Source organism: Sphingomonas sp. 28-62-20 (genome assembly GCF_002281505.1).
Genome location: NZ_NCGH01000003.1, coordinates 122,869 through 145,587 on the forward strand (window position 1 = coordinate 122,869; position 22,719 = coordinate 145,587).

19 protein-coding genes and 2 pseudogenes are annotated in these 22,719 nt (G+C 60.8%); 2 read left to right on the top strand and 19 right to left on the bottom strand.

The features are described from left to right. Positions 1–32 precede the first annotated feature (32 nt). The 15 genes from B7Y43_RS03890 to B7Y43_RS03960 all read right to left on the bottom strand — a co-directional run bounded on the left by B7Y43_RS03890 (position 33) and on the right by B7Y43_RS03960 (position 13,111). On the bottom strand, positions 33–818 hold the full coding sequence (locus B7Y43_RS03890; protein WP_374130304.1) for an LPD7 domain-containing protein: 786 nt from the start codon (positions 816–818) through the stop codon (positions 33–35). Then, positions 811–2,598: a type IV secretory system conjugative DNA transfer family protein gene (locus B7Y43_RS03895; protein ID WP_374130305.1), complete on the bottom strand. Its 1,788-nt coding sequence runs from the start codon at positions 2,596–2,598 to the stop codon at positions 811–813. The genes B7Y43_RS03890 and B7Y43_RS03895 overlap by 8 nt, the downstream gene beginning before the upstream one ends. 19 nt (positions 2,599–2,617) lie before the next feature. Next, positions 2,618–3,628 (bottom strand): P-type DNA transfer ATPase VirB11, encoded by a 1,011-nt coding sequence (gene virB11 / locus B7Y43_RS03900; protein ID WP_374130306.1) that lies wholly within the window; start codon positions 3,626–3,628, stop codon positions 2,618–2,620. Then, positions 3,628–4,806: a type IV secretion system protein VirB10 gene (gene virB10, locus B7Y43_RS03905; RefSeq protein WP_374130307.1), complete on the bottom strand. Its 1,179-nt coding sequence runs from the start codon at positions 4,804–4,806 to the stop codon at positions 3,628–3,630. Before virB10 ends, virB11 begins: the two co-directional genes overlap by 1 nt. Further along, positions 4,803–5,660: a P-type conjugative transfer protein VirB9 gene (gene virB9, locus B7Y43_RS03910; RefSeq protein ID WP_374130308.1), complete on the bottom strand. Its 858-nt coding sequence runs from the start codon at positions 5,658–5,660 to the stop codon at positions 4,803–4,805. Before virB9 ends, virB10 begins: the two co-directional genes overlap by 4 nt. After that, the gene (locus B7Y43_RS03915) at positions 5,657–6,343 is read right to left on the bottom strand and encodes a virB8 family protein (RefSeq protein WP_374130309.1); all 687 of its coding nucleotides are present in this window, start codon (positions 6,341–6,343) and stop codon (positions 5,657–5,659) included. The genes virB9 and B7Y43_RS03915 overlap by 4 nt, the downstream gene beginning before the upstream one ends. A gap of 5 nt (positions 6,344–6,348) precedes the next feature. Further along, positions 6,349–6,681 (bottom strand): hypothetical protein, encoded by a 333-nt coding sequence (locus B7Y43_RS03920; protein ID WP_374130310.1) that lies wholly within the window; start codon positions 6,679–6,681, stop codon positions 6,349–6,351. 11 nt (positions 6,682–6,692) lie between these two features. After that, complete coding sequence (locus B7Y43_RS03925; RefSeq protein WP_374130311.1) at positions 6,693–7,688, bottom strand: type IV secretion system protein; 996 nt, start codon at positions 7,686–7,688, stop codon at positions 6,693–6,695. A gap of 261 nt (positions 7,689–7,949) precedes the next feature. Beyond that, positions 7,950–8,657, bottom strand: a complete 708-nt coding sequence (locus B7Y43_RS03930) for a type IV secretion system protein (protein ID WP_374130312.1) — start codon at positions 8,655–8,657, stop codon at positions 7,950–7,952. Between the two features lie 11 nt (positions 8,658–8,668). Continuing rightward, positions 8,669–11,074: a VirB4 family type IV secretion/conjugal transfer ATPase gene (locus B7Y43_RS03935; RefSeq protein ID WP_374130313.1), complete on the bottom strand. Its 2,406-nt coding sequence runs from the start codon at positions 11,072–11,074 to the stop codon at positions 8,669–8,671. Beyond that, the gene (locus B7Y43_RS03940) at positions 11,067–11,411 is read right to left on the bottom strand and encodes a type IV secretion system protein VirB3 (protein ID WP_374130314.1); all 345 of its coding nucleotides are present in this window, start codon (positions 11,409–11,411) and stop codon (positions 11,067–11,069) included. The genes B7Y43_RS03935 and B7Y43_RS03940 overlap by 8 nt, the downstream gene beginning before the upstream one ends. 5 nt (positions 11,412–11,416) lie before the next feature. After that, positions 11,417–11,782 carry a TrbC/VirB2 family protein gene (locus B7Y43_RS03945; RefSeq protein WP_374130315.1) on the bottom strand — a complete coding sequence of 122 codons (366 nt, stop codon included), beginning with the start codon at positions 11,780–11,782 and terminating at the stop codon, positions 11,417–11,419. Next, positions 11,770–12,447, bottom strand: coding sequence for a lytic transglycosylase domain-containing protein (locus B7Y43_RS03950; protein ID WP_374130316.1), 678 nt, complete (start codon positions 12,445–12,447; stop codon positions 11,770–11,772). Before B7Y43_RS03950 ends, B7Y43_RS03945 begins: the two co-directional genes overlap by 13 nt. A gap of 185 nt (positions 12,448–12,632) precedes the next feature. Then, complete coding sequence (locus B7Y43_RS03955) at positions 12,633–12,962, bottom strand: hypothetical protein (protein ID WP_374130317.1); 330 nt, start codon at positions 12,960–12,962, stop codon at positions 12,633–12,635. Next, complete coding sequence (locus B7Y43_RS03960; RefSeq protein ID WP_374130318.1) at positions 12,959–13,111, bottom strand: hypothetical protein; 153 nt, start codon at positions 13,109–13,111, stop codon at positions 12,959–12,961. Before B7Y43_RS03960 ends, B7Y43_RS03955 begins: the two co-directional genes overlap by 4 nt. 245 nt (positions 13,112–13,356) lie before the next feature. Between B7Y43_RS03960 and B7Y43_RS03965 the strand changes: the two are divergent. Beyond that, positions 13,357–14,522, top strand: a pseudogene (locus B7Y43_RS03965) (IS3 family transposase). A gap of 17 nt (positions 14,523–14,539) precedes the next feature. Here the strand turns inward: B7Y43_RS03965 and B7Y43_RS03970 are convergent. Then, positions 14,540–15,105 (bottom strand): annotated as a pseudogene (locus tag B7Y43_RS03970) (IS630 family transposase); the annotation flags it as partial. A gap of 35 nt (positions 15,106–15,140) precedes the next feature. Further along, positions 15,141–16,460, bottom strand: coding sequence for a phosphodiester glycosidase family protein (locus tag B7Y43_RS03975; protein ID WP_374130319.1), 1,320 nt, complete (start codon positions 16,458–16,460; stop codon positions 15,141–15,143). A 405-nt stretch (positions 16,461–16,865) separates the two neighbouring features. On the opposite strand from B7Y43_RS03975, the gene B7Y43_RS03980 reads away from it, so the two are divergent. Then, complete coding sequence (locus B7Y43_RS03980) at positions 16,866–17,993, top strand: ROK family transcriptional regulator (protein WP_374130320.1); 1,128 nt, start codon at positions 16,866–16,868, stop codon at positions 17,991–17,993. Here B7Y43_RS03980 and B7Y43_RS03985 read toward each other — a convergent pair. Continuing rightward, positions 17,946–19,685 (bottom strand): hypothetical protein, encoded by a 1,740-nt coding sequence (locus B7Y43_RS03985; protein ID WP_374130321.1) that lies wholly within the window; start codon positions 19,683–19,685, stop codon positions 17,946–17,948. The two genes, B7Y43_RS03980 and B7Y43_RS03985, sit on opposite strands and share 48 nt — an antisense overlap. 97 nt (positions 19,686–19,782) lie before the next feature. Beyond that, positions 19,783–22,539 (bottom strand): TonB-dependent receptor, encoded by a 2,757-nt coding sequence (locus tag B7Y43_RS03990; RefSeq protein WP_374130322.1) that lies wholly within the window; start codon positions 22,537–22,539, stop codon positions 19,783–19,785. Positions 22,540–22,719: the final 180 nt, after the last annotated feature.

The following is a 22,719-nucleotide window of genomic DNA, read 5'->3' on the forward strand; positions in this document are numbered from 1 at the left end:
CGAAATCCGCCCAATTCGTCATTATCGCTACCTTAACGCGAAGGGCCGCTCCGCTTCAAAGCCTGATCTTGGGTCACTTCGCGGACGCGCTGCGCTAGCTGGTTGCGAACCTGAATGCCCGCGATCTTGTCGCCGTTGGCGATCCGCACGGCAATTTGTTGTCGTTTGGCTTCGACGTCCTTTGCCGCTTTGGCCGGATCGTCCGGGTAACGCGCCCGCGCGATCGACATCGTTTGAGCGACCAAGGTCTGGGCGCGCCGAAGTTCGGGGTCGCGGGCGTTCTGTTCACTGGATTGCGCAAGAAACCGTCCGGCCAGCACTTTGCCGGACACCGCTTCATTGTCAGGTCCCGGCTGCTTCACTCCCGCTGTCTTTGCTTCGCTGCGTTGTTCACGCGCCTCCAGCCGTGCGCGCAGGCGACTGGCTTCTGCCTCGACCACCTTTGGCGGGGTGTAGTTCTCGACCGTCAGCCCTTGCGCGGCGGCAGCGAGATAGGCGGCACGCTTAAACTGATCGCCACCATTGACCTTCAGCGAGGTCCATCCGTTAGCCTTGGCGAGCCGAACGATGTCGGGCAGGGCGTCGATGTTGCTGGTCTTGAGCCGGTCGGGCTCCAGCCTGACGATCGGCGTTTTGTCGTCCGATGTCCGGTAGAGCTTGTTGCCGACACGTAGGAACTTGCCGGTCAAATCGTCGGTGATCGTCGGCGTTTCCGGCTTGCGCTTCGGCTTTGCTGGTGTCCGTTTCGTGGCAACAGGTTTGGCCGTAACATTGCGTGCTTGCCCCGAAGGAGCGTCGCCTTCGAGCTTGTCAGCCATGTTCGTCGCCCTCTTCTATGATGCCGATGATTGCGCCGCCGTCCTCCAATGCCTGCACATCGACGAACGTGCTGTAGGCATCGCGGGTGTAGATGTCGTCGATCGCCGACGGCAACGCGACGTGTCCCGATGCTTCCTCGTCGGTCATGTCGCGGCACGGACCAACTATCGTCGGCGCGGTTGGCTTCCGCGAGATCGCTGGCACGACCGGCGCGGGAAAGGCCCGCCCCACGAAGAAGCGGCTTTTGTAATAGACGATCTTGTCGCCGATGATCGGCGGGATACCGCCGCGAAGCAGGATGAGCTTCTCAGGCGGAAACTGCATAAGCTCCTGCGGCAGCAGCAGCGCGCGGCGGTGTTCGGAGATTGATTTCGAACGATTGGCAAGTAGCCCGTTGATCGTCAGCGATTTGGTGACACTGTCCTGACCCAGATAGCCGAGCCGTTCCGACAGGTCGTTCGCGACGCGCAGTTCCTTGGGTGTGAACGCCACCTCGACACCGCAGTTGGCGACGATTTCGTCGGCCACATGCTCGCCGTAAACGCCGCGCAATTGCGACCGCGACTGGATGACCGGCAACAGGCGAATGCCGTAGCCAGCCACATAGGAGAACGCGCTGGCAATAACCGAGGCGCGACCGAGCCGTGCAAATTCATCGAGGATGACCAGCACCGGGACAGGCGTCGTTTTATCGGGGAGGTCGCGTACGTTCAGGTCGATCAGTTGCTGGAACAGCAGATTATAGAGCGGCGCGATCCGGTCGAGTTCGTCAGGCGATACGCCGAGGTAGATCGACATCGGGCGCTTGCGAAGATCACGCAGGTCGAAATCGCTGACCGATGTCGCCGCATCGACGACGGGGTTGAGCCAAAGCCCGAGCACGTTGGTAATCGTCTTCTTGATGTCGGCAAAGCTGTTGTCCGACCCGCCCGCGAAGTCGGCGAGCGCCGTGCGGCAGCCGATCGATAGGGCCAGCGCAGGGTTGGCGAGTTCGCGTTTGAAGAAGTCGCGGACATCGCCGTCCGTCATGTGACGGTAGATTTCGCCGAGCGTGAGCGGGTTTGCCTTCGTTTCGGCGAGATACGCCCCGACGCCAGTAAAGCCGGTGCGCGCGCCATTTGCCCAAAACGCCTCACCATGTTCGGGCGCGACGAACAACATCGTCGCGATCTTTTGCAGCTCGATGATGATGTCATCGGGACTGCTGCGGTCGATATAGGACAGGGGGTTGTAGCGCGCCGTCCGGCCTTCGCGCTCGGTTGGATTGAACAGGTAGACGGCCTGACCGTGAGCGCTGCGGAATCCCGCCGTCGCGTCGTAATTCTCGCGCTTCACGTCGAGAACGACGACCGAACCCTGCCAAGTCAGCAGGTTCGGAATGACGATGCCGACACCCTTGCCCGAGCGCGTCGGGGCTTCGACGATGACGTGTTCGGACCCGCCGAAGGTCAGGAACTTGCCGCGCTTGCGGCCGACAATGATGCCGGAGGCTGCGCGGAAGCCGTGACGACGCAACTCGCGTTCGGTAGCGAAGCGGGCCGCACCGTGGAGCGCCGGGGTTTTTGCCCACAGGGCGTAGATGAGCCCGGCTAGCAGAAGCGTGCCGGCTACCAGTCCGCCTGCAATCGCGCGGACCACCTGCGGGTCGCCGCGATAATACCAGAAGAAGCCCGGCATCTTGAGCGGATCGTAAGCCGCGACCGGCAGCCCGAGCACGATCCACGCGATCATGCTGGCGACGAGAAACGCCATCACGATTGCGAGCGGCCCGCCGATCACCCAGGTCGTCGCGCCGCGTTCAGGCTGCACGGCGGGCCTCGGGATCGTAATAGATCTCGGTCACGCGAAATTCGCCATCGACCTTTTTCATCTGAATAACGATATCGACTAGCATCTTGAGCAGAGCCCGGATGTCGTCGCGCGCGAGGTCGGACCCGCCTTCGCTTTCCTTCACCAGCAGGGTCAGTTGCTCGAACGCAAGTTCAGCCGAGTCCGCGTGGATCGTCGTGATCGAGCCAGGATGCCCCGAATTGACGTTGCGGAGATAGAAGAAGGCCGTCCCGTCGCGCAGCTCTTGAAGCAGGATGCGGTCGGGCCGCATCCGGAGCGCGCTTTCGAGGAGATGTTTCGCCGTGACATTCGCGGTGCCCTGGCCGTCCTTGGCATAGAGCAGGTGCACGACGTTGCGGTGGGGGACGACGAGTTCGCGGGTGTCTTCGATTGTCAGCAATCGTTCGTGCGGCGGGATGAGCTGGATCAGCCCTTTTGACAGCGTGGTCTTGCCCGAGCCGGTCGCGCCCGAAATGAGGATGTTGAGCCGCGCTTCGACGGCGGCGGTGAGAAATTCGACGTGGCGGCCATCGCGGAGCAGAGCGAGCAAGTCCCGCTCATGCACAGAGACCGCCTGTTGGGCGATGCGGGTTTGCTCGAACAGGCCCGCTGCCTCGAAGTCAGCGAGCGTCAGCGTGACGGTCGATGGCTTGCGGACGGTGATCGACACGGTTTCATCGGGAACGACGGGCGGCACGATGATCTGTACGCGCTCGCCGGTGGGGAAGATCGTCGAGACGATCGGGTTTTCTCTGGTGATGTCCTGCGCGGTATAGGCAGCCGCTGCCGTCGCCAGCGCCATGAGGTTCTTGAAATCGAGCGCAGGCTCGCTTTCCCACGTCCAGCCACCACGCCGCTCGATGCCGACTTCGCACGGAATGTTGACGACGACTTCGGTCACGGTGGCATCGTCGAGATGCCGGCGAAGCGGCGCGGTAACGCTGTCGAGAACAGCGGTGTTCTTGCCGGGCGCGGCCATTATTTGAGCGACAGGCTGTAAACGCTCGAAAAGTCGAAATCCTGCGCGACGGTGATGCCAACATCTTCACCCTGGTTTTTCCGCAGCACGGGCTTGATTTCGGCGTTTTGCTGCAAGACCGTCGATGCCGCATCGGACGGGACGCGCGTCGTGTTGGCGCCGTTGGTGCCGACCGCTTGGCTGCCGATGGTCGCTGCGTCTTCGACGAGGCTGAACAGTAAGGCCGTGCCGAAGCGTTGCCAGAAGAAGTTATTAACGCGGCCATCGAGGCCGCTGCGTCCGAGCGCATCGGTGGCAGGTGAAGCGACATCGATCGCAATCCCGCGCGGCGTGACCGCGCGGTTCCACAGCACGAACAGCCGGTATTGGCCGCGATTGAGGCCACCCTGATATTCGCCGAAGACCTTGGTGCCTTTTTCCATCAGCACGACGCGACCATTGTCGGAATAAACCGCGCGAGGAATGATGCAGGTCACAAAGCCCGGCTGGCTGCTGTCCATCGCCGTTTGCAGCACGCACGGAATGAACGTGCCTGCCGTTACGAGAAAATTGCGGTCGGGCAGGGGGCGGGCCTGTGCCTGTCCGATAACCGAAGCGCGGCGCAGTCGGTCAAGATTGGTCGGATCGCGGGGTATGGCGCGGCCGTCCGCATCCGCGTCCTGGCGTTGAACCGCCAGTGCCGGGTTTTCAGTGGCGCTACGCTCGCCACCATAGGCAATCAGCGACGATCGTCGCGACGCTTCGCGGAGCATCTGCGCTTGCGACACTTGCCGCACCTGCGGCGTTGCCGGTGGCTGTCCGCCTGGTGTGCCAGATTGTCCGAGGATCGGCGGGACTTCCGTCGTCGACAGCGCGATCGGTGCATTGGGATCGGTCGCCGCAGCGGCCAGCGTCGGGGCAATGACCGTATTGGGATCATATTGCGCCGGTCCGAGGGCAGGCTTGGGCTTGACCACAGGCAATGCCGAATTGCCGGTGATGCCCGAACCCAGCGCCAGTACCGTGAACATTACCGCTCCGGCAGCGGCGGCGAGGCCGATGACTTTTTTGGGGTCCATCGCGGCACCCGCGATCGGCGGCATCTTGTTGGCCCGCTCGGTTGTCGGGCTGCGTTCGATATCGCTGGGATCCGGCGTTTGATCGACGGTGAACCGTTCGCCTGGAGCATGCTCGGTCATCGCTGTCCTTCCGTCGTGCGTTCGACGACCGAAGAGGCGGTCCCCGTCTTTGGATCGCGCCCGTAGAAATCCTTCGCTTCATTGAAGACGCAGAGCACATCCTTGCCGCGCCGCAGGCGAAGCTGTCCGAATACGCCGTGGATCACGACGAACTCGTCGCGGACATCGAACGGAACGATGGTTTCGCTGCCGTCCGGATTGACCGCGAAGAATGCAGGCAATTCGCGCTGGTTGGGAAACCGCAGTGCCGTGAACTGGCCGTTGTCTGTGATTTCGGAGGGCTGGATCGCCGATGATCCCTGCACGGTATAGTGCAGGTTGCGCTTGCCCTCGAGGACCGCAAGATCGAGCGCCGAGCGAATTGCACCAGCTTGCAGCGCCACCGCGCGTGCGTAGGTCGCCTGCGTTGCCGCAGCCTTGGCGGCGGCTGCCTCTTCGAGCGGATAGCGAAACACGACTTTGAAGAAGGTATCGGCGGTGTGCGCGCCGATCGCGCCGCGCCGCGCGCTAAGCTCGAACGTGTAGGTGCGGACCCCTGCCGACGAGCGTGTCAGCACGATGAGGTTCGTCGAACCTGCCATTTCGCGCGGCTTGATGAACAATGAGTTTTCAGCCGGAGCGACTTCCCACGATACAGTGTCGCCGAGCGCGACATGCTCGACCCGCTCACCGGGCGAGAAGACAATTTGGGTCGCCGACCGAAAAACGCCGACGATGCGAAAGACCTGGGTTTCACTATAGACGACATCGCGGATGCGCTGATCCTGGCTGGTCGGACGCGGCGTTTCGGCAGCCGATGCCGGGACGCCGAACATGACCAAACCAACACCTGCCCAGATGAGCAAAGTCTTCATTGTGTGACCTCCAGGTCGGCGCGGTAGGTCTGCACCTCAAGGCCCAGCGGATTCTTGAACCGCTGTTGCTCGGTGGTCGGCGTGTCGGTGGTGTCGAACGTGACGGTCGCGATCGCCGGCGTGTCAGTCGTGATCGACCCGCGCTGGTGTGTCTTGGTAAAGCGGATTTGTGCGACATCCTTCGAGACGAACGTCACCGATTTGACTGCGATGAACACCGTATCGAGATTAGTGAACACCGCTTGCGGCGACTTCGGATTGTCCTTGCCGTAGAACGCAATCCAGCGTGCCTGTTCGTCGCGCGCCGACATCGCCAGCACGCCCTCGAAAAACTCTTTGCGGGCTTGCGGAATCCACCCCTCGCGGTTGCGGACATAGTCGGCGAGGAAGTATTTCGAGACTGCCTCGTCGTAGCTGAGGCGCTTGTCGCCGGAGATCTGCGAAGTGATTTCGCTCGCGCCGGTCGCTTTGTCGACCGTGATGACATAGGGCGCGACGGTCTTGAGCGGGGCGAGCATCGCCACGGCGGCAACGCCGGTAATGGCCAGACCGCCGGCAATCCCGGCGACGATCCATGCCAGTCGCTTCGAGCGGTTGGCGGCAAGCAGCCGGTCATGATCCCAGCTCGCCGCTTCGGCGAAATAGACTTTGAGGTCGTCCTTGTCAGTGACACCGCCTGCCATGACGCTTAGCAACTCCCGGATTTGGGTGACGGTTCGATCGCGCTGATCGGTGGAATCTGTGGTGCTGTCTTATCGTCGGTTGGCGACAACGCTGGCGGTCCCGGCTTCGCTCGATCGACTTGCGGAAAGACGTCGACACCGCCGGGTCGCGCCGATGCCGGAACCACCGTGCCACTCACTGGATCGACGCTCGGCAGGATCGAGCCATAGGGATTGGCGGGCCGACGGCTCTTGCCGTCGCAGCGCGCGAGCTTGGGCGTTTTCGCCGCAGCCATCGAGGCGCCAATCGGGGCAACGACAACCAGACCGGCAACGGCAAATTTCAAGAAGCGATCCATTGCTCTGTTCCTCATGTCTGACCACGACTGATCGAACCCGATCCACGGTAACGGGCGATGCCGCGTGCGATGCCCTGCGCGGCTGCGCGTTCGCCAGCGCGTGCGCCTTGCAGCCCGCGACCGGCGACAAAGCCGCCTGCTGCGGTAACCGCCGCCGCGAACTGGTTGGCGAGTGCCGGGCCGCCGCCGCCGAGCGAGGCAGCGAGGCCGGGAATTTGCAGGAAGAAAAAGAAGCCCAACGCGTAGAACGCGAGCACCTTGATTGCCGCTTGGCCGATTTCGTCGTTCTCGGAAATGGTGGCCAGGATGGCTTCGCCGACCTGCGTGAGAAACAGCGTCAGGACGAGCGCGAAGACGATCAGCATCAGGAAATTGATGCAGGCGCCGAGCCAAGCGAAGAAATAGCCACGCGTGGACTCGAACAGCAGCGCGGCGACGAAGAGCGGGCCGACAACTGAAAGAAGCGCCAATGCAAACAACCCGAACGCGCTGATAACAAAGCCGATCGCAGCACACAGCAGCGTCGCCACCATGACGAGCACAACGAGAAATCCCGAAAGCACCGCATAGCCGATGTCGGGCAAGGTGCCTTGTGTTTCCTGATATGTTTTCGCGATGTCGCGCATAGTGTTCGCGGCGGTGAAGCCGCTGCCGGCCAGCTTGTCATAGAAGCCCCCGAGGCCACCAACGTCCGCGCCACCCAGCGCCGTTGCGAACTGGCTCGGTAGTCCCCCGAGCGCGAACAGGCCGATCTGCGATCCGTAGAGCGATGTGACCGCAAAATAGAGGAACGCGAGCTGGACGCCGCGATAGACATATTCGCGGAACGGGTATTGCACCGCCCCGCGCATGATCGCGTAGCCGAGCAGCGATATGTAGATCACGATGCCGATCCGCAGCGCCGGTGCAACGATCCCGATCACCGCCGCGTACTTCTCGACAATACCCGCGAGCGCGCCGTTCAGCGCCTCGAACATGGTGGTGAAAACGTGGCCGGTGAAGTCCATGACGTGACTCAGCCTCTCAATTATTCAGTTTAATTCGAGCTTGGGCGTAGGCCGCAGCACTGCAATTGCCTGCCACGACGGCAGGCTGCGACGCGGCAGGAACATCAGATGCCGACCATTGCTTGCAGATTGCCTGCATCGACGCGATCTCGGCAGGATGGGCCACATAGTATTGCCATGTCCGCGCAGGCATGTCCGACGGTGGCGCGGAGGTTCCGCACCCGGCGAGGAGAAGGCTGATCGCCAAAGGCGCTGATCGGATCATTTTTTACCTCGGTAATAGCGACCGGCTGCGTCCATCTTTTGCGCGAGCGCCGCCTGACCGGCTGCTGCCCGCTCGCGTTCCTGCGCTTGCTGCTGCAAGGCGATGGCCTGCAAGCGAAGCTGGTCGTTCTGCATCGCTGCGGATTCGAGCTGGAGCCGGGCTGAAAGGTCGGCGACCTCTTTCGACGTGCCAGCCGACGCAAGCCGACTCCGCAATTGGTCGAGACCTTGCGCGCGCGACGTCACCGCCGTGCCCATGTTTTCAGCGAGCCCCGCCTGGATACCGATGTTGCGGGCATTGAGATCGAATGCCGCACGCGATTGGTCCGACCCACCAACACCCAATTGCGCGAGCAGGCCGCGATAGACGGAATCGGCTTTGCCGCGCGCAGCGCCGACGACGTTGAGGTCGCCGGACCCGAACCCTTGCAGCGACGATGGAGATGTATCGAGTTGGCGCAGCGCGTCGGTTTTGAGTTGCTGCGCGAGCGCGGGGATGTCGGTGAGCTTGTTCAAATCCTGATAGAGCTTCTGCGCTTCGGCGATTTGCGTCTTGCCCTGCTCGACCACTTGAAGCGCCTGCCGCACTGCATTGATCTGCTGGAGGAGATTGGCGCTGTCGTGAACCGGCATCCCCTGCGCGAGTGCGGGGAGCGGCATCGCAATCGCCATTGCGGCGGACAGGGCGAAGATCGTTTTCTTCATGTGACTGTCTTTCAACTTGGCCGCCGCCGTTGGTGGAACAGCGGCAGCCAGACGGCGGGATCGGTGCCGACTTCCGCGATGATTTCATCGACGATCGCGGTGGTTTCCGCACGACCGGATAGGACCGCCAACGCATCGTCGAGGCCGCTCAGGTCGAGCTCGACCACAACGCTATCGTGACCCTGCTTGACCAGAAACTTGTGGCTTTCGGGCGCAAGCTCTTCGCGGACGAGCTTGAACTCGGCCTCGCTGAGCGCGAACCCGTCGACATAATCGCGCCGCGCACCGAACGGGTTCGGCAGCATGATCTTGGTGGCGACCTGTTCGAGGATTGAATGGCTGATGTCGCTCTTGAGCGCATCGGCGGGTGACTGGGTGGCAAACACCAGCACCGCGTTGCGCTTCCGATACGTCTTCAAGCCGTCCTGCGCGAAGCTGCGGAAGGCGTCGTCGCCGAGCGCCTTCCAGAATTCGTCGATGCAGATAATCATCCGCTCGCCGGTCAGGAGTTGGTCGATGCGGTGGAACAGGTAGAGCATGACCGGCGTGCGAATGTCGGCATTGTCGAGAAAGTCGGTCATGTCGAAGCCGACGAACCGCGCATCCAGCGTCATTGAATCGGCCGGATTGTCGAACACCCAGCCGAACGAACCTTCCGAAGTCCACTTTTCCAGCCGCGCGCCGACGCCGCTGGCATCCTTCATGCCGAGCATCGAGCGCAACGCGCTGAGCGAGCGGCTGGCGACGTCGAGTTTCATGACGGCGTTGATGCCGTCTTCGATCAGCCGTTCTTCCTGCACCGTGATCGGCTTCCCGTCGGCACGCACGAGCTGACGGACGAATGAGGACAGGAAGGTCTTGTCTTCGGGAGCGTTGGTGAGTGCCTTCAACGGCGAGAAACCGGTCGCGACGCCATTGTGGAGCGCCAGATAAGTGCCGCCGCTTGCCTGTACGAAGATCTGTGCGCCGCGATCCTTATCGATGAAGATTTGCCGCGCGCCGGTCTTTTCGGCCTGTGCCATCAGGAAGTTCAGCAGCACTGTCTTGCCGCCGCCCGACGGGCCGATGATGAGCGTGTGGCCGAGATCGCCTTTGTGGAAATTGAAGAAATAGGGGCTGCGCGCGGTGGTCTTGAGCAGCGCAACCGCGTCGCCCCAATGGTTGCCGGTCGCCTGCCCCGCAGGGAAGGTATGGAGTGGCGCAAACGCCGCGAAGTTGAGCGACGTGATCGGGGCAGGGCGTGCCCGCCACGCGAAGTTACCGACGAGCTGCGACCAATAGGCCGCTTCGAGTGCCGCGCCTTCGCGCGCGGCGACCATGCCGGTATCGGCGAGTGCGGCGCGCGCGACCGACATGTGTTCGCGCAGCGCCTTTAATGAGTCTGCATAGACCGCCAGCGTGAAGTGATGATCGCCCAACACGAAGCGGTTCGACATGAGATCGTCGCCCGCATCGATGAGTTCGTCGGCCTGGCTGATCGCGCGGTCGCCGGCATTGTCCATCTGCGTCATCCGCAACCGGAACTTCTCGGTCGCCGCCGCCCGCCCGAGGAACGAGAAGGATTGGGTGAGGACGAACCCGAAATCGACCGACAGCAGCGACTCGAACTGGCGCGGCGTCGTCTGCGCCGGATATTCGCGAATGCCGAATATCCCGCCGAATGCCGACGCATCCGCGTCGCGCACTTCGATGGTTTCAGCACCAAAGATTGTGCGCGAACGGTAGAGCGCACCGCCCAGATGCCCGCGCACGACGGGGACACGGCGGTGGCGACCCGTCATCACCATGTCGGCGACTTCCATCGTTTCGGAAAACATCAGCCCGCGATGCTCGTAGATCGCACAGCGGCGCGGTTCGCAGCGCGCCATCAGTTTCTCGAAATCGCGGCCCTTGTCGTCGAGCAATTCGACAATTGCTTCGTTGAGCATTGGACCTTGTTGCTTGCCCGCCGATACCTTGCGCTTGAACATCTGGATGAACTTGTCGCCGCTCGTTGCTGCTGGCCGCATGACCAGCGTTACGTAGAAGCGGTTGATGAACATCCGCTCCCGGTTCATTCGCCCGAAATAGGCGCGGTCGAGATCGGCAGCGAAGCCCGACTTGAACTTGCCGCCGGGATATTGCTCGACGCGCATCCGTATCAGGTGCGTCCAGATCGACAGCCGCTCGTCGTGGAGGTTGCGGAACATCCCGTTGAGCTTGGTATGCCAGTCATTGAGGTCGCGGACGTCGGCCGTCTCGAACGCGCGACCTTGCAGCTCGAACGTCAGCATGATGTCGCCGGAATCGAGCACCACCATGTCGTCGTTGATATGGCGGGCATATGGCAGGAACTTCGCAGGCGTCACTTCGCGCTGCGCTACCTTGAGCGGCACGGCTCCAGCACCGAGCAGGCTGGAGGCGAGCGCCTTAGCCATTCCGGCCAAATCCTTTGCGACGCAGGCCATTCAGAGGCAGCGGGGTGTAGCTGCTCCCGCCCCAGAACGACCGGTTGCGGTTGCCGAGCTTGGTCCGGCCCCACAGGAACAGCAGGCGGAAGGCGTTGACGTCGTGCCGGACGATCAGCCGCGAAATCGAATAGCCGAACGCGACGACGATCGCGGCATAGACCGGACTGTTGCTCCAGATCAGCACTGATGCGCTGGAAATGAGCAACAGCACGGCAGCTTCGATCGGGATACCTGCCCACAGCGCGGGCCGAGTCACCGCGAGGAACAACGGGTTTTTGACCAGGGTTTCGGCGCCATCGTTCATCTGGGTCAGCCCGCGATCAGGCCGACGATCGAATCCGCCGAGAAGACGATGGCGATGCCGATGATGACGGTCACGAGAACGGTGGTTGAGGCGCGGCCTGTGAACCAGAGCAGGCCGCAGACGATCACGGCGATCACTGCCAACGTCCGGAGCAGGGTCGAGGACAACAGCGCGCGGACCTTGCTCGCGAAACTCTCGAGGTTCTGAGCATGCGCGGGATCGGGGTTGAAGACAGAGATGATTACCACAAGGGTGAGCGCAACGCTCCACATGACGAAGCTCTGTCGCCTTGGCGACATGGCGGCGAAATGCGCCGTCCATGACGATCGCCACGTCCCGATACCGCGCCCGGCTTTGCTCAACGTGTCCATAGGATCGACCCTTCTTGTTTAGTGGAATGGGTAGGTGCCGTGCGGTTGTAGGCGGCGCGCTCGAAGACGTTCCACGAGGGCGGCGGCGAGATCATCGCCGTTTCGACCGAGCGAGCGTCGTTCTCTTCGCGGATCGCGCCGCGGGCATCGGCATTTGCCGCGACCAATCGCGGCGCATCGCGCAGGTCGATAGGCGCGTGGTCGGTCGCTCCGGCATTGCCGACCACCTTGGCGACATAGCCGTTGCGAAAGCCACGCGAGGCGTCGCCGGTGTTATACATCGAGAGCGCCAGACGCAGGGCTGTCTGCGGATGACGGCCTTCGGCCACTGCCCTGTAGTTTTCAGAGAGGACGCGCCCGATAGCGGAGATGTTTGTGCAAGGGTCGAAGACCGTTTCCCATGTCAGGCCGAGCTTACGCATGTTGCGCGAGTTGATCTGACCGAGTCCGAGATCGACCGAATATCCAGCCGCTACATATCGCTGTGCGATTGCAACCGCATCAGCTGCGCTTTTCGCACGCGCAGGCTGCCTCGCGCCGTTGACGTTAATGGCCCAGGGATCACCGTGGCTTTCGGTCTGAACGATAGCAGCCACGGTTTGCGGCGCTACGTTTGGAGCACACTGCGACGCCAATCCCAGGATGGCGGTCGCAGCGTAGCCCATCACAAAATACTGCCGTAACGGTCGCGGGCGCTGGTCAGCAAGATCGCTTGAGTCATCCGGAACTCAGCGGTGGCAGCCGGTTGGCTTGTGATATTGGTCCTTATACCGATGCTCGCCATCGCCTGACCTCCTCAAGTGAAATTAGCATATATCACTTGAGGTTTAGTGCAAGGTATTGTTTCAGTTTATTTTATGGAGGCCCCTTTATGCGGAAATAAAATGATCCGGCCGTCATAATTATAGGTGTCGCAGACGTGACGAACTGCCGATCCGATCGAGCTATAAATCTTGAGTTTGCGCTTGTCATAATGGCAGACGACATGCTCATGACCGGCCTTCCAGCTTATACCGAGCTTTAGATACCAGGTGCAATCTTCGCGCTGAAGGATTTTTACGGATTCGATTTCCCCCGCAGGTGGTCGAAACGTCGTCAATTCCCTTTCCAGTATTAGCGGCTCATCCATCTCACTGTCTCTCCCCCGACCAGTTAAAATAGGTAATTTCGCTGCCGTCACGAATCGATCACTTCGGCAGCGAAATCATTTATAATCGCTTTTGGGGTTTGCGCTTCGGCAATCATCGAGCACCACGCAGCGCGGCGCGATCTCTCGGACGGAGATGCGCCGATCGATGTCGGTAACAGCTGCACATATTGGACGATCATTGATGGCCTCCTCACATTGGGGAGGCGTCACCCGAGCCGGGTGTTAGTAACCTGGACTCGCGCACAGGCGCTGCCGCCTTTGGGCAGAGCCTTGGACATGCGCGACAGCCACCCGGCCAGCGAAGCTGACCGGTCGCGAGGTTCCGAGGTTACTAAGCCTCACAGTCGGGTTTCACCGAACTGACGTGACCCCCGTTTCTTCATCCACCTAGAACTAGAGACCGGCCCCTCGAAGGGACGGACAGATGAAGCGGAAGCAGTTTACGGAAGAGCAGATCATTGGCATCCTGAAGGAAGCCGAGGCGGGTGCGGTGGTGACGGAGCTGTGTCGCAAGCACGGTATGTCGAGCGCTACCTATTACGCGTGGAAGGCCAAGTTTGGCGGCCTAGAAGTATCCGACGCGAAGCGGCTGCGGTCGCTCGAAGAGGAGAACGGGCGGCTCAAGCGCCTGCTCGCCGACACGATGCTCGACAACGCGGGTCTGAAGGATCTGCTGTCAAAAAAATGGTAGCGCCCGCCGCGAAGCGGCAAGCGGTCGCGCATCTCTAGGCGACGTTGGGGATGAGCGAGCGGCGGGCGTGTGCTGTCGTCGGGGCGGATCGCACGAGCATGCGGTATCGCTCGCGCCGGGCGGATGATGGCGACCTGCGGTCGAGATTATGTGAGCTGGCGCAGCAGCGCCGGCGGTTCGGCTACCGACGGCTGCACATCCTGCTCCGCCGTGACGGCATAGCGATCAACCGCAAGAAGACCCAGCGGCTCTACCGCGAGGAGGGGCTGACGGTCAGGCGCAGGAAGGGACGCAAGCGCGCCGTGGGCGCGCGGGCACCCGCACCGGTGTTGGCTCTTCCCAACCAGCGCTGGAGCCTGGACTTCGTCCACGACCAGCTCGTCACCGGGCGGCGGTTCCGCGTTCTCAACATCATCGACGATGTAACGCGCGAGTGTCTGGCGGCTGTGGTCGATACGTCGATCTCGGGCCGACGGGTGGTGCGCGAGCTGGATGATCTGATCGCCAGGCGCGGTGCGCCGAAGATGATCGTCAGCGATAACGGCACCGAGCTTACCTCGAACGCGGTGCTGGCCTGGTCCGGCGATGTCGGCATCGAGTGGCATTATATCGCGCCGGGCAAGCCAACGTAGAATGGGTTCGTCGAGAGTTTTAATGGTCGCATGCGCGACGAGCTTCTCAACGAGACGCTGTTCTTCACGATCGGTCAGGCCCGCGCGATCCTCGCCCGCTGGGCCCACGACTACAATACCGAGCGACCGCACTCGTCGCTTGGCTACGCCACGCCGACCGCGTTCGCTGCCGAACTCGAACAGCAATGGACGGGGCTGACCCCGCCCGTTGCATCACCCGCGCTCATGCGCGACAACACCGCCCGGTCTCTGGTTGCCGCTGGATGAAAGGCGGGGGTCACGTCACCCGCAACCAGCGTCGTGGTTTTGCGATGCCCATGCGGATAGCCCATTCGCAAGCGCTCGCCTCTCGGGCAGCGGCCATGGCTGCGGGTCATGTTGGTCGCGGTCCAGGTTTCGTCGATGAACACGAGGCGCTCGGGTTCAAGATCGATCTGTTCCTCGAACCAGTCCTGGCGCTGCTTCAGGACGTCGGGGCGATCCTGCTCAATCGCGTGGCCGGTCTTTTTTTGCGCGTTATGCCGTGGCGCACGAAGAAGCGGTGAAGACCGGCGATGGAGACCCGCAAGCCGGTCTCCGTGAGCGCCATGCGCAGTTCTGCAAGCGAGATGTCCTTGCGCGCTTCCCAGATGGCGAGAATGTCCGCCCGCCGATCCTCAACCCGGCGCGAGCGCATATCGCCCCCTTGCCGCTTCGGCGCAAAGCTGCCGGTCGCGCGCCGCTGCGCCTCCCAGCGGATCGCGGTCGAGGGCGCGACCTCGAACCGTGCCGCCGCCGCGCGGCAACTCATCCCCTCATCAATCGCCGCCAAAAGCCGCTTGCGCAAATCCATCGACAAAGGCTGACCCATCCGCGCTGGCCTCCTTCACCAGTGTAGATGATGAATCAGAAATCAGCCCGTGAGGGAATCCTCTTTCGATTCATATCACTCGAAATCCGCTCTAAGACGAGCAAAATAGCATCGCCAATCTCGCGTTCGCCGGTCGGGTCCGATGGATGAGTTATGAGACAACCACGGACCACCATTGCGCTGGATCCGCCACCGTCGAGGTTGATGGCATCTCGTGCGCCCAGATGTTTCATGACGCGGCGCAGTTCCTCGATCGAAAGACCTACGCTCCGGCGCGTTGCTACTGAACTGGATTCAGCGAACTCTCGGCCATCGACTACCACAAGCCAGATATGGCCATCGGCGCTCACTCCAACAGCAGTGCGCGGATTGCGAAGGACGGACCAGTTATGAACATATTTCAGGCGCGAAATGGAGGCATTGCGAGTGGCCCAGCCCTCGGAATCATCGTGGCGGACCATTTTGCCGTTCCATAACAGCAATGGCGCGCCATTGACTGCGTAGAGCAGGTCGGTGTCACCGTCGCCTGTGGGATCGTTGAAGCTCAGATCGAGCTGGGCCGTAACGCTGGATGAAATACGTTCGCGCAACCCCCTCGCCATTCGGCCGATCCCAACGAGCATGATGCCCCCAGGCGAAGTCGCTCGACCTTCGACAAGGTGGCCATCCTGTCTCAGGGTAGCCATCACGGCGCCGGCGGTATTCGGCACAAAGCCTGAGTGTTCTGTGATCGCCACGAGATCGTCGGTGACAGCACATGTTTCGTCTTGTGACGGCAAGCGATTTTTGGATTTCCCCGTCGTTCCGCAATCCCGCACCTGCCCAGGCTGGCGGTTAATCCCGTTCACCAATGTAATGCGGCCGTCACTCCACTTGATCTTTGGCCATGGACGCGCGGATGGGGAAATCTGGACGGACACGCGAGGCTGGTCGCGGATCACGAGATAAGGTCGGCCCAGGGTGGCCTCGCTCCGCAACTGACCGGCCACAACCGATATACCAGCGGGTTCGCCGACCACGCCTTCTTCCGCTGTCATAGCAAAGAAACCGCCATTGATGGCCACGAGCGCATTGCGGCTGCGGGCAATCTCGGTGGTTGTCGTGCGCCTCGTGGCATTGCCGGTGCCGGCCCATGAAAACAGCCGTCCCCGGTAAACCGATGGATCGACCTCGACGATGCTGAGGCGCCAAGGGCCGGTGGATTGATATGGCGTTGCCGCAATCGCCCGTGTGCTGAGTGCGCAACCACGTGCGCGCGCCACTGCGGCCCGGGCTAAAGCCTCATCGGGATAGTTTCCCCCCAACACTTCGACATAGGCAGCCGGATGCCGTCCGGGAGTCTCATAGGCTTCCATGCGTGGTTCGACGCCAACCGTCCGAACGCAGGCGAGGAGCTTTGTTTTTTCGGTCTTGGTTCTCGCAACGCCAGCAGTCACTACCCAGAGCGAACTGCGATCGGCTGAGCCTCGGGCGACGCGGTAAAGGGTGACGCCAGGGGCCAAGGTCTCGCTCGACCGTGTCTCTTCCAGATCGGGTCGGCCGAGCGGAAATGGCGCCGTCGGCAATGACGCGATCGCCTGCTGGGCCAAGCATATCCCTAGCGACAACGGCAGAATCGTTTGGCAGGAGCGATAGGCAATCGACATGTGATATTAATACCGTGCCGGTATTTAATTTCAACGCTGTGCTCGGAATTATCCTTGCTGTGGTCAGCTCCACAATCCATTAACGATAAAATGAGAAGTGTCGGGCGCCGGGCTATGAACTCCTGGGAGAAAGTTGGCTGGCATTCCGGGCATATCGCGGTGCTGCGCGCACTGAACGCGGCGAAGCGCGCCAGTCGCGCGGAGATCGCGCAGGCAACAGGATTGTCTCCACAGTCCATGACCCGTATCTGCCAGGAATTGATTGCCGCCGACCATGTTTTCGAGTTTGCCCGCCGTCATACCGGCGGCATGGGGCAGCCGGCGATCGAACTAGGCATTGTACCAGGGCGCATCCTGTCGCTCGGCTTAGTACTGGAACATGACCGGATCACGTGCGTCATCAGCGATCTCGTTGAGGGGGTCATCAGGCGTGTCGAGAAGCGCGGCGATTTCCTTCGGGCAGATCCCTCGGCCCAGGTAAGCGAGACGCTGATCGCGGAAACTCTCCTCCACGTGCCGGATAAGTCAGTGTTGCTGGGGCTTGGCGTATCGCAGTCTGGCTTCTTCTATGATCCGGCCCTGCAGCGCGTCGTCCGCCGCGGAGACCTCGAGGGCTGGATGCAGCTCGATCTCGACGTCCGAATTACGGAGCGGTTCGGGATCGACGTTGTCGTGGAAAATGATGGCCGAGCCGCCGCAGCTGGACATCTCGTTCACGGCGCCGGAGCGCAGTTCGACAACTTCTTCGTGTTTGTCATGACTCACGGTCTGGGGGGTGGCGCGATCGTGGGGCGAAAACTTCTCCGTGGCCGTATGGGCAACGCCGGCGAAATTGCCTTCCTGTTTCCCCACACGCCCCATGTTCGGCCTTCGACAGAAAGCCTTGCCATGTGCATGGGCCTGTCTAGCGATGACGAATTGGAAGTGGCTGCGACAAGAGCAATCGAGGATGGGGATGCCAATGTTGAAGCGTGGTTGAAGGAAAATGTGGCGCTGATTGAGCGAGCACTTCTGGCGGTCTGCGCAATGATCGATCCGGAAGCGATCGTGCTCGCCGGGCGTATGCCCATCGCTGTCCGAAAAGCACTTGCGGGTAGGGTTCAGCTCTCTGGCGTGTCGTTTGGCGGTGTTACCGCGCCTCCTCCGCAGCTCATTGTCGACCCCGCAGCTGACTGCCTCGAAATCGGCGCCGCTTCACTGCCCGTTGCGCGGCTTTTCGACGATGCGAGCCGTCGGCGCTGACCGAAGCGGGCGCCAGGCCAGGTAAAGTGCAACGAAGCATACGGTGGAGACCGTCGCGTAACCTACTGTCTGTGGGACGTCTCCGCCCAATGCACGCGAAACTGCAAAAATGCCGATGAAGAGCGCTCCGTTCGCAAGGAGCCATTGAATGGTGAGACTACCGAGGTTCGAGGTGGCGCCCCCGGCGAACCCTCCCCAGCCCGGTCCTCCGGGGAGCACGCGCGTGTAGAATGCAGCCGCAACCTCGCGATTGGCCGGGGGACCGAAGAACGCCGCTAGCAGCGTGACGACAGTGCCAAAGATGAAATTAAAGCCCAGCGTCATGGCATAGTCCAACGGATCGGAGATGTCCGCCAACGACAATGAAATCGCTGCAACGAGAATTGCGCTGACTAACGAGCAAATCTCGCTCCAGATCGTGGTGCGCCACCAGTACCAGCGCGCAATTGCGACGAACCCGGTCCCCGCCAGCATCATCGTCAAGAACTGATAGAGCGTCCGGATGCCGGGCCACGCCCATAATGTGCCGACTGCGAAGGACATGATGCACAGCAGCAGGATCACGCCGGCCTCAAGGCGCTTTTGGGCTTGTGGGGAGATGGTCGGGCGAAGCACCATCGCAACATCGTTGACGATCAGTGAGGCGCCAAAGTTCAGCCTACTATTCACGCTCGCCATGAAGCTCAACGCGATAGCCATAACTAGCAAGCCGAACAGGCCGGATGGTAGCAATTGAGCGGCCATTTTTGGGAATACGGCTTCCGGATTGGCGAGATGAGGCAGGTAGATCAGGCCGGTAGCACCGACAATGTACCAAGCCCAAGGGCGCACGAGGTAGTGCAGCCCGGTGAAGGTAAAGACGGTTAACATCGCTGAACGCTCATCTCGGGAGGCCACGATGCGCTGTGCGAGCATACCTTTGCCCGGTGCGGAATGCCACCAACTGCAAATGAGCAAAACCAGCGGCGCTAGCATGTCTTCATTTGGCCAGAGCGCGAATAGCGGATCGCGGCTGCGCGCCGATAAAAGCGGACCGAGGCTCGAAAGGCCATGAGGCAGCTTTGCAACTGCAACAACGGCCAGAACGATACAAACTGCAATCGAAACGGCGAATTCCGCCGCATCCGATTTCACGAGTCCGCGAAAACCGACCAGCAGAGCATAGCAGGCGGTCGCGAGCAGGCAGACGAGCACGATCGCATCGGCGAGCCCGCTTCGGTTGGCTGCACCCAACCGATCAAGCAGCGCTGATAGAACCAGCCCAAACGCAAACACGTTCGACCCAAGGACCAGCGCGTTGACGATGACACCGTCGAAGGCCGCTACAAACATCCTGTAGCGTCGAGTAGTGGCGTCCTGCCCATATCGTAGGGCGATAATCTCGACTTCGGTTACTACACCGGCGCGGCGCCACAATTGCGCGAAGAAAAACAGCGTAGCGAGCACGCCAGGTGCGCTGGCCCACCAAAACCAGTTTCCAGCCAAGCCGTTTGCATAGACCGCTCCGGCAATCAGCAAGGGTGTATCGGCCGAGGTCGATGATGCGGCCATGGAGGCGCCTAGAACTAGCCAAGATAGTTGCCGTCGCGCGGTGAACCGCTCGAGCAGGCCGCCACGTGCCCGGTTCAGTCCGACACCTGCTGCGACCACCAGAATCAAGGTCAAGCCTGCCAGGAGAATGTCGAGCAGCATGATGGTGGAATAGCATATCTGCTGCGGAACGCGTGACGGCCGGGCGACGATTTCATCGCCCGGCTGTACATAAAGCGTCAGGCAACCTCCGCTTAAATCAGAATTTCATCCGCCCGCCGAAGAACACGCGCCGGTCAAGTTCCGCCACTCCATAGGGCAGATAGAGAGCACTCGACTTGTTCACCGCTTGCGACTTGGTCAGGTTATTGACCTGCGCCTGCACGGAGAAGTTATCCGTGATGTTGTAATTTGCCGAAAAATCGAGCTGGCCATATGGATCGGTGAAGCGAGGAATTCCGAAGTCATCGGCAAATTGTGCCAGATATCGAGCCCGATACGAGTAAGAGAACCGCATATCGAGCTTGCCATTGTCATAATAGCCGACCAGATTATAGCTGTTTTTCGAGAGTCCCGGCAGCCCCTGACTCCGCACGTCGTTTGCCAGAGCAAAATTCGCGGAACTGTCGGTGTAGGAATAGTTTGCTACGAAACCGAAATCCTTCAGGGCAGCCGTAATCAGGCCAAGCCTAGATTGCAGTGTGACCTCGAACCCCTTGATATTGGCCGACACGCCGTTCACCGGCTGGGTGAAGGTGATGGGCCCACTCACCAGCACGCCATCAGCCTGCCGCGGGTATGTGCGGGTTTCGACAAAGGTTGTGGTGTCGATGAAGTTTTTGATGTCCTTATAAAACAAGTTCACACCAAGCACGCTGTCTCGGCTGAAATACCACTCGCCACCAATATCGAAATTGTCGGCGCTGAAGGGCGTGAGAGCTGGATTGCCCCTTGATCCCCTGCCGCCGCTTTCATCGATGCCGTTGTAGCTTTCTGATGGCGCAAGATCGCCGAGGTTCGCCCGGGTAATCGTACGACCATAGGCGGCCCGCAAGACAACGTCGCGCGCGACTTCCCAACGCGCGGTCATGCTGGGAAGAAAGAAGGAATAGGAACTGTTGAAGGTGACGGGCGTGACTCGCTCACTCGCCAAGTTCGCGTTGGCAACCTGGAACCCGCTGATGGACTGCTCGGTATTGATAAAGCGGACACCGGTGACGAGGTTGAAATTGCCAATGTCGAACTGAGCTTGTGCGTAAGCCGCAAACGTCTTCTCGGTTACATCATAGGATTGTGCGGGCGTTGCTGATGAAATCACCCTAAACGCCGTTCCTGCCAGTGGCGCGCCGTTGAGGCCATTAGGCAGGTAGGTGCTGCGCACGAGATCCTGATTGACGGAAATCAATTGGGTGGGCACCGAAGCGCCTCCGCCGCTGACATGGAACGGAACCAGTCCGCCAACGGTCGCAAGCGTCGGCAACGTGATTGCCCGGACGCCTGCGGCGGTATTCAGTCGCGTGTCAGTGGCCGTGCGGGTCACGTTACGATCCGAATAACGCACGCCGAACTGGACGCTCTTGAGGGCGGATTCGAAAGTCCGCTGGACATCCAGCTTGGTCGAAAACTCTTGATCCTTGTCCTTAGTCGGGCGGAAGGCGAAGGTATTGAGTAGGAAATTCTGCGGATTGCTCGTGAGATTAGTCCCAGTCGACCTAAAATCGAGAAAATCGCCTCGCGTTGCATAGCTGACGGTGCCAGTATCAAATACTCCGGCGTTGTCGGCAAGTCGGAAAGAATATAGATCAAATGTGCGATCTGTCTTGCGGCTTGAGTATCCTACCATCGGCGTGATAGTCCACTGATCTGTTGGTGTCCACTTGACGTTACCCGAAAATTGCAGGAAGGTTTCATCAGTTTTGTAAAAGTTGGCGCCAACGCGCTGCTGGATGTTCGTGAAATCGCCGCGGGTGATGACGTTCGTTCCGCCGATAGTCTCGATCGTAATATTGGTCGGAGCGTTCGCCCCGCCTTCTATCGCAAAGTCATCTCGCAAGGCTGTCCGATCGCTCTTTAGTTTACCGTAAAGCCCATCGACCGTTAGCTCGACAGTATCTGTGGGACGCGCCTGAAGAGCAAGTGTCGTACCAAATGTCTCCCTTTGATCGCGGAAGTAATAATAACGGGGACCATTGGCGACAAGGGCGGCTCTTACCTCCGGCGTCGCTCTGATCGGACCGGTATTGGAATTGGAAAATGCGCGCCAGCTGCCGCCTTCGATCGTGTCGGAGCGGAAGGTTGTGTCGGCATAGGCTATGGACGCCGTGAGTCCGAAACTGTCGCTGGGCTTGTAGCTCAGCGAGACCGCCCCGCGCGGATCGACCTGCTTGTTGATCTCGCTGTAGTTACCGAGCGCCGATGCCGTAACGTGGAACCCGTCTTTCTGGGACAGCGGACGTGGCGTCTCGAGCTGGACCACACCTGCAAGACCGCCTTCTGTGAGCGACGGGAGGCTCGTCTTGTTGACGACGGCGCTCGTGAAGAGTTCAGCGGGAAGAATCTCGAAGCTGAAGCCACGGCCACCGCCGCCGCCGCTGCCACCGAAGCGGCCACCATCATTATTCGAGGTTCCAGCGACACCGTTGATTTCGACCAAGGTGAACGTTGGCCCGAGACCGCGCAGATTGATCTGTCGACCCTCACCGAAACTGTTGCGGTCGAGCGTTACGCCCGGAATGCGCTGCAGCGATTCCGAAATGTTGAGATCAGGGAACTTGCCGATGTCCTCGGCAGTGATGGCATCGGCGATGCCGGTCGCATTGCGCTTGATGTTCAGGGAGCGTTCAAGGCTGCCACGAAATCCGGTCACAACGATATCAGCCGTTTGCTCGTCCGCAACCGGAACGGTCGATGCTGGCGGCGCTTCCTTGGGACGCGGGCTGGATTGGGCATGCGCGGGTAGAGCTACAGTGGCTATCGCGGCCATCGCGCAGCCGCATGAAAATCTCATTTTGTTCATAGTGGTTCCCCTTTTTTAGCTTCTCCCGCCCTATGTGCGCTCATTGTTACAGGAATAAGTATTGTAACGGTATGTAGTCTACATATCGAGTTAGAAGGGCGCAACTCTCTCTACTAATTGGTTATTTTACGATGCGCGCGGGCTCACTGCTCAGGGTAGGTGGGGCATGCTTTTCGGGCA